At 52.4% G+C, this 6392-nt stretch carries 7 protein-coding genes; 3 read left to right on the top strand and 4 right to left on the bottom strand.

The genetic code is table 11. The features are described 5' to 3' along the window. Nucleotides 1–24 precede the first annotated feature (24 nt). On the top strand, nt 25–891 hold the full coding sequence (locus BN1125_RS00030) for an RNA-guided endonuclease InsQ/TnpB family protein (RefSeq protein ID WP_244268439.1): 867 nt from the start codon (nt 25–27) through the stop codon (nt 889–891). Nucleotides 892–1041: 150 nt separating this feature from the next. On the opposite strand, the gene BN1125_RS00025 is transcribed toward BN1125_RS00030, so the two are convergent. The 4 genes from BN1125_RS00025 to BN1125_RS00015 all read right to left on the bottom strand — a co-directional run bounded on the left by BN1125_RS00025 (nt 1042) and on the right by BN1125_RS00015 (nt 3056). Beyond that, the gene (locus tag BN1125_RS00025; RefSeq protein ID WP_042009592.1) at nt 1042–1476 is read right to left on the bottom strand and encodes a YcgN family cysteine cluster protein; all 435 of its coding nucleotides are present in this window, start codon (nt 1474–1476) and stop codon (nt 1042–1044) included. A gap of 182 nt (nt 1477–1658) precedes the next feature. Then, on the bottom strand, nt 1659–1949 hold the full coding sequence (locus BN1125_RS19310) for a zinc ribbon domain-containing protein (protein WP_052446011.1): 291 nt from the start codon (nt 1947–1949) through the stop codon (nt 1659–1661). Further along, nucleotides 1946–2488, bottom strand: coding sequence for an RNA-guided endonuclease InsQ/TnpB family protein (locus BN1125_RS19305; protein WP_052446009.1), 543 nt, complete (start codon nt 2486–2488; stop codon nt 1946–1948). The genes BN1125_RS19310 and BN1125_RS19305 overlap by 4 nt, the downstream gene beginning before the upstream one ends. A gap of 82 nt (nt 2489–2570) precedes the next feature. Further along, nucleotides 2571–3056 carry a cell division inhibitor gene (locus BN1125_RS00015; RefSeq protein WP_042009589.1) on the bottom strand — a complete coding sequence of 162 codons (486 nt, stop codon included), beginning with the start codon at nt 3054–3056 and terminating at the stop codon, nt 2571–2573. Nucleotides 3057–3285: 229 nt separating this feature from the next. Between BN1125_RS00015 and BN1125_RS00010 the strand changes: the two genes are divergently transcribed. After that, on the top strand, nt 3286–3483 hold the full coding sequence (locus tag BN1125_RS00010; protein ID WP_042009587.1) for a DUF4250 domain-containing protein: 198 nt from the start codon (nt 3286–3288) through the stop codon (nt 3481–3483). A 374-nt stretch (nt 3484–3857) separates the two neighbouring features. Further along, the gene (locus BN1125_RS00005) at nt 3858–6332 is read left to right on the top strand and encodes a glycogen/starch/alpha-glucan phosphorylase (protein WP_042009585.1); all 2475 of its coding nucleotides are present in this window, start codon (nt 3858–3860) and stop codon (nt 6330–6332) included. The last annotated feature ends 60 nt before the right edge of the window (nt 6333–6392 follow it).

Genomic DNA, 6392 nt, shown 5'->3' with positions numbered 1-6392 from the left:
GGTAATGGGTAATCAGGAATATCTTTGTCCAGTAACGCCGAACACCTCGCTTTCCTGCAAGGCTCACTCCGTGAGTTTCTTGAGCAACACACCATCGGGATCGACCGAGGCGTTGCCATTCCGGCGCAAGCGGGGGAATTGAGTTTCGACTTCTCGGCCAGCCAGAAACGCCACATGAGCAAGGCAGACCGCTATCTCCAGCGACTACAACGCAAGCTGGCAAGGCAGCAGAAGGGATCTAGCCGCCGCACCAGAACCAAGCGCCGGATTTCTGGTTATCACGGCAAAAAAGGCAATATTCGCCGCGATTTTAATCATCAAACAAGCAGGGCGCTGGTTAATAGCCCTGCCAAAATTTTCGTATTCGAGGCGCTACGCACGGCGCAAATGACGCGACGGCCAAAAGCCAAGCAAGATGAGCATGGGCGTTTTTTGTCAAATAAAGCCAAGCAGAAGGCAGGGTTAAACAAGGCCATCTTGCATTCTGGTTGGCACATACTGGAAAGTTTCACCAAGTACAAAGCTTACCAGTCAGGCAAGGCGTTTTTTAAAATATCCGCTGCTTACACCAGTCAGGAATGTGCCGTTTGCGGCAACATTCACCTCGCTAACCGCAAATCACAAAGTCTTTTTGTGTGCGGCAAGTGTGGCAATACTGACAATGCAGATCACAACGCATCTCTGGTAATAAAAAAGCGGGCTATTGCGTTAATTTTGGACTCTGGAACGGAGTTATCAGCGGCGGATGTGTTAACGGCTGCCGCTGATATTGGACGTGGAGGGAAATGTAAGACTGGCCGAGCCAAAAGCTCAACCAGCAGCTCCCAACGAAGCGTCAAAAAAGAAAAGGGCGCGGCTACTGGTTGCTCCCTTGGAAGCTCGCTGCTTTAGCTGCGAGTAGTTCACCAGGGTTATGGCACAGATTGAACCTGTCAGATATGGGTGGAGCTTTAGCCACCCAGGATACCAACCCTGTTTGCAGAAATGACAAGGGCCGCACAATGTGCAGCCCTATCTTTGGAAAATAGCGGATTGAGCGTGTCAGCTGGCCCAGGTGATGATGTGATCAATCCATTCACCCGCCTGATGCTCGTGAATGACCTTGCCACGGACGGATTGACCGGCCTGATGCATCGCGGAGCGACTGCCAGTCAGCAGAGGGTGCCACTCTGGCAGGGCGTCACCTTCAGCCAGCAGGCGATAGGCGCAGGTTGAGGGGAGCCAGTCATATTCCGCGATCTTGTCATGGGTGATCTGCAGACAGTCAGGCTCTTTTTTGAAACGATTGGCGTAATCAGAGCACTGACAGGTCTTGGTGTTGAGCAGATTGCAGGCGACATTGGTGAATACCAGCTCGTCGGTATCCTCATCAATCAGCTTGTTGAGGCAGCATTTTCCGCAACCATCGCAGAGGGATTCCCATTCGGACTCAGTCATCTGCTGCAGACTTTTGGTCTGCCAAAAGGGGGTTTGCATCATACCGCTCACTTAATACACCTGATAAAACGCGTGGTTATACCCCTTGTTACTCGGTATTTCAAGGAGAGGGTCACACCGATAAGAAAATTGTCGTTATCAGGCCGAATGAATGCAATGACTTGCACTCTCGTCATAGTGCTCAAACGGGTTTTCTTGTGGGCAATAAACCTCGCTGGTTTTCATGCTAGGACTATATGATTGGCCAGTTCAGGTTTCACTTTCTGCTTCTGTCTCAGGTGACTGCTCCCCGCCGCCTTTAATGCCAATATGCCTTGCTGCTGGATATTCATGGCCGCGTTGATGTCGCGGTCATGCTCCGAACCACACGCCGGACATGCCCACTGCCGCTGGTGAAGTGGCATTTCCGGCATCTTGTGACCGCAATCACTGCACAGTTTCGAGCTGGCAAACCACTGATCGAGTTTGATTAGGTGGCGACCCGCCGCTTGTGCCTTGTACTCCAGCTTCATGATGAAACCATGCCAGCCAGCATCGCCATGCGTGGGAATACGCAGGCGCGGGCCAGCTTGTGGTTTTTCATCATGTTCGCTGATTTCAAGGTCTCCACGATGATCGCTTGGCTATCGTCAACCATCGTGTGGGAGAGTTTGTGCTGAAAATCAACGCGGGCATCGGCTACCCGTTCGTGCAGCGCTGCCAGTTGCCGCCTTGCCTTACCACGGTTGGCACTGCCTTTTTTCTTGCGAGACAGGGCCTTTTGCTTTCGCCGCAGATTGCGACTGGCGTTGATAAGGTGGCGTGGATTGGCAATCTTTTTGCCGCTCGACTCAATGAGGTAGTGGGTCAGCCCCATATCACAGCCCGTCACCTCCGTGATGAAGGTGGGCTTGGCGGGCGCCTCGCTGCCATCCTCGCAAAGGATGGACGCATAGTATTTCCCTGTCGGGCCACGGCTGACCGTGATGCTGGATACCACGCCGATAATATCTCGATGAATGACCGCCCTGATGGGCGTCATCTTCGGCAACTGGATAGCGTCGGCCAGCACTTTCCCATTGGGGTGATCGCTCGATTGCTTGCCCCATCGCTATGACCAGCGGGGGAGCCTGTATGAGCGTTCGCTTTTTGTCTTAATGATTGAGATAGATATCTTGCTCTGCATAGGCCAGCAGAGGTGTGCCGAGGTTAGCCTGTTTCGCGCCAAAGAAGCGGGTGAGTACGCCAGATTGCTGCCCCAGTCGCTGCAGTTTGACGTGATCCAGCTCGATCTGCTCGGGTAGCCAGGTAAACACTGCGGCGCAGTGACCATTTCCCAGACTGCGTTCTAGGGTTTGCTGCCAGTTCTTGATTTTGGGGCTGTGTACCACCAGCACTCTCTTGGGATCGATACCTTGCTCTTTCAGACGGCTTACTGTGGGGCGTCCCGGCGGGGCGATCAACAAGATCCAGCCGGTTTGATAGTCACCCAGCTTGGTTAATTCGCTTAGAAACTGATCATCAGACTGGATAGTCACACCATAATGAGTTGACTTCGCTTTGCAGGCGGTTCTGGTTGGCCAGGGTTTGCTCATGACACGATTCATCGCAAAGGGCAGTGAGTGCAGGGGCTGGTTCATATACGGTTTCCTGTATGAATATCCAAGCTGTATATGCATACAGTATTGTGATCCTGAGGCAGTGACAAGGTGTTTTTGCTGAGAAATGTGATGCTGTTGGCATGTATGATTAGTAAGGTTATGTTTTCAAACGTTATTTAATATAAAACGGGATGGATGCTTTTCGTACTATGGACAAACCTTGCGTAACCGCCCATGGTTATACAGGTCATTAATAGGAGGTGCCGCTATGGATATCAGTACTTTGCAGCGTCTGGATGCCAACATCTTGTTGGGTATCATCAATGAGAAGCTGAGGCTTGAGTGTGACGGGTTGGAGGAGTTGCTGGCCTATTACGATATGAGTGAAGAACAGTTGGCAGGGCGTTTGGATCAGATTGGGTACCATTACGATCCATTGAGCAATCAGTTTAAGGCACATTTTTGAGGGTGCAATGATTGCTTCATATTTATACTGTAATTTTTCAGGCGCATTGAAATCGGTTTCAATGCGCCTTCTTGCTGTCTATTTTCAGGGATTTTCAAGGTTTGGCAATCTCTGAAAACCTATTCATGCCATAATATTTTCATGTTTTAATTAAGGCCTTGATAATAAAGGTTTTTTTGTTTTTCCGTAATCTGTTAAAGGAAAGGGTTTTCAAGCTTTTCAGGCTGTTCTTATCAGTTAAAGTGTGACTTGCGTTAATTTTTAATTCTGCCGCTTTTGTTAGTATTCTCATGTCGGTAAATATTTTTAGATAACAGCAGCGCCGGTCCCGCAAGCGGGATAACAATTTTATTTGTAACGAAGGAATATGGTTTATGGCTACCAAGAAGAAGACAGACCAGGATCTCCAACTGGATAAAGATCAGCTCAAGGCGAGTATCGTGCGTCACCTGCGTTCTACCTTGGGAACAAGCGAACAGAAAGCCTCCCCCGAAGCGTGGTGGAAAGCCACTGCTGCGGCCGTCAATGAACAGGTGTACGAGCGCCTGACCCGCACTCAGCAGACTCACTTCAAGAAAGATACTCGTGCAATTCACTATCTCTCTGCTGAATTCCTGATGGGACGATTGACCTCCAACAACCTGCACAACCTCTCTCTGTACAAGGCTTGTGAAGAAGCGTTGGGTGAGCTCGGTCTGGAGCTGACTGATCTTTGCGAGCAAGAGCCTGACATGGCCCTTGGTAATGGCGGTTTGGGCCGTCTGGCTGCCTGCTTTATCGACTCGCTGGCAACCCTCAACTATCCGGCGGTCGGCTATGGACTCCATTACGAACACGGTCTGTTCCGTCAGGAGATCCAGGATGGCCGCCAGATCGAGCGTCCGGACTCCTGGCGTGAATACGGTAACCCTTGGGAAATTTGCCGTCCGGAATCCGTTCAAGAGATCCCGCTCTACGGCTATGTGGAGACGGTATTCGGTGACAAGGGTGGCCTGAAAAAAGTATGGCATGCCGGTCGCAAGATCAAAGGGGTGCCTTGGGATATCCCTGTCGTCGGATTTGGCGGCCACACTGTCAACATCCTGCGTCTGTGGGAATCCCGCGCCTCCGAGTTTTTCGACTGGGACGTATTCAACGCCGGTGGTTACATCGACTCTCAGGCTGAAAAAGCCCAGGCAGAAACTATCTCCAAGGTGCTCTATCCGAACGATGATACCGATGCGGGCAAAGAGCTGCGTCTGATCCAGCAGTACTTCTTCTGCGCCTGCTCTATCAAGGACATCATGCGCCGCTACAAGCGGGTGCATGGCGCCGATTTCAGCAACTTTGCCGCGCAAATTGCTATTCAGCTCAACGATACGCATCCGGCGGTGGCTATCCCCGAACTGATGCGGGTACTGGTGGACGAGGAAGATCTGAACTGGGAGGCCGCTTGGGCCATCTGCTATCAGGTGTTCTCCTACACCAACCACACTTTGCTGCCTGAAGCACTGGAGAAGTGGTCGGTCAGCCTGTTCGAGAAGGTGCTGCCGCGCCATCTGGAAATCATTTACGAAATCAACGCCCGTTTCCTGGGCGAGCTGGTGGAGCCCAAGTGGCCGGGTAACGATGCCATCAAGGCCAAGCTCTCCATCATCGAAGAGGGGGCGGTGCGCAAGGTACGGATGGGCAACCTGTGTGTCATCGGTTCTTCCAAAGTGAACGGCGTAGCCGAGATCCACTCCAAACTGGTGAAAGAGGACCTCTTCCCCGAGTATGGCGAGCTGTGGCCTCAGAAGCTGTGCAATGTCACCAACGGGGTGACACCGCGTCGCTGGCTGTTGGCTTGTAACCCAGAGCTGGCCGGGCTGTATACCGAAGTGGTTGGCAAAGAGTGGCCGCTGCAACTGGACAAACTGCGTGGGGTGGCGAAGTTTGCAGATGATAAGGCGTTTCAGCAGCAGTTTATGACCATCAAGCGTCATAACAAGGAGAAACTGGTCAAGGTTATCAAGGCAGAGACCGGTATTGATGTCAGCGCCGAGGCGATCTTTGACATCCAGATCAAGCGTCTGCACGAGTACAAGCGCCAGCAGCTGAACCTTATCCACATCATGGCGCTGTATCGTCGCCTGCTGGCCAACCCGGACTATGACATGCATCCGCGGGTGTTCATTTTCGGCTCCAAGGCTGCGCCCGGTTACAAGCTGGCCAAAGACATCATTTACGCCATCAACAAACTGGCGGATCGGGTGAACAATGACGCCCGCATCCAGGGCAAGTTGAAAGTGGTGTTCATGCCGAACTACCGCGTGAGCCTGGCCGAAAAGCTGATCCCGGCGGCAGATGTCTCCGAGCAGATCTCCACGGCAGGTTATGAAGCCTCCGGTACCGGCAACATGAAGATGGCGCTCAACGGTGCGATCACCATCGGGACGCTGGATGGAGCCAACATCGAGATCGCTGAAGAGGCGGGTGCCGAAAACTGTGCCATCTTCGGTCTGAACGTGGACGAGGTGAAGTCGCTGAAGGCGCGCGGTTACAACCCGTACGACTTCTACTATGCCGACTCCGAGCTCAAAGCCGTGCTGGACTGGTTTGATACCGACTACTTCACGCCGGGTCGTCCGGGCGAGCTTTCCGCCATCAAGCGCTCCTTGCTGGAAGGGGGGGATCCCTACCTGACGCTGGCCGATTTTGCCTCCTACTCCGAAGCACACAAGCTGATCGATACCTGGTATCGGGATCCGGCACTGTGGGCGAAGAAGGCTATCATCAACTCGGCCACCATGGGCAAGTTCAACTCAGACCGCTCCATCCAAGACTATGTGGATCGTATCTGGAAGCTGAAACCCTGCAATATCGGTTGATCGCCTCCGAATATGAGAACCCCGCTATGCGGGGTTCTTTTTTTAGCAAATGCCCCGTAA

The sequence above is a fragment of the Aeromonas fluvialis genome, assembly GCF_000819885.1.
Lineage (GTDB): Bacteria > Pseudomonadota > Gammaproteobacteria > Enterobacterales > Aeromonadaceae > Aeromonas > Aeromonas fluvialis.
This window is presented reverse-complemented; position numbering and strand designations above follow the sequence as displayed.

Bases quoted from the DNA above. Each gene is read 5' to 3' on its own strand.
- BN1125_RS00025 (WP_042009592.1), bottom strand. From the start codon at position 1,476: ATGCAAACCCCCTTTTGGCAGACCAAAAGTCTGCAGCAGATGACTGAG.
- BN1125_RS19310 (WP_052446011.1), bottom strand. From the start codon at position 1,949: ATGAAGCTGGAGTACAAGGCACAAGCGGCGGGTCGCCACCTAATCAAA.
- BN1125_RS00015 (WP_042009589.1), bottom strand. From the start codon at position 3,056: ATGAACCAGCCCCTGCACTCACTGCCCTTTGCGATGAATCGTGTCATG.
- BN1125_RS00010 (WP_042009587.1), top strand. From the start codon at position 3,286: ATGGATATCAGTACTTTGCAGCGTCTGGATGCCAACATCTTGTTGGGT.
- BN1125_RS00005 (WP_042009585.1), top strand. From the start codon at position 3,858: ATGGCTACCAAGAAGAAGACAGACCAGGATCTCCAACTGGATAAAGAT.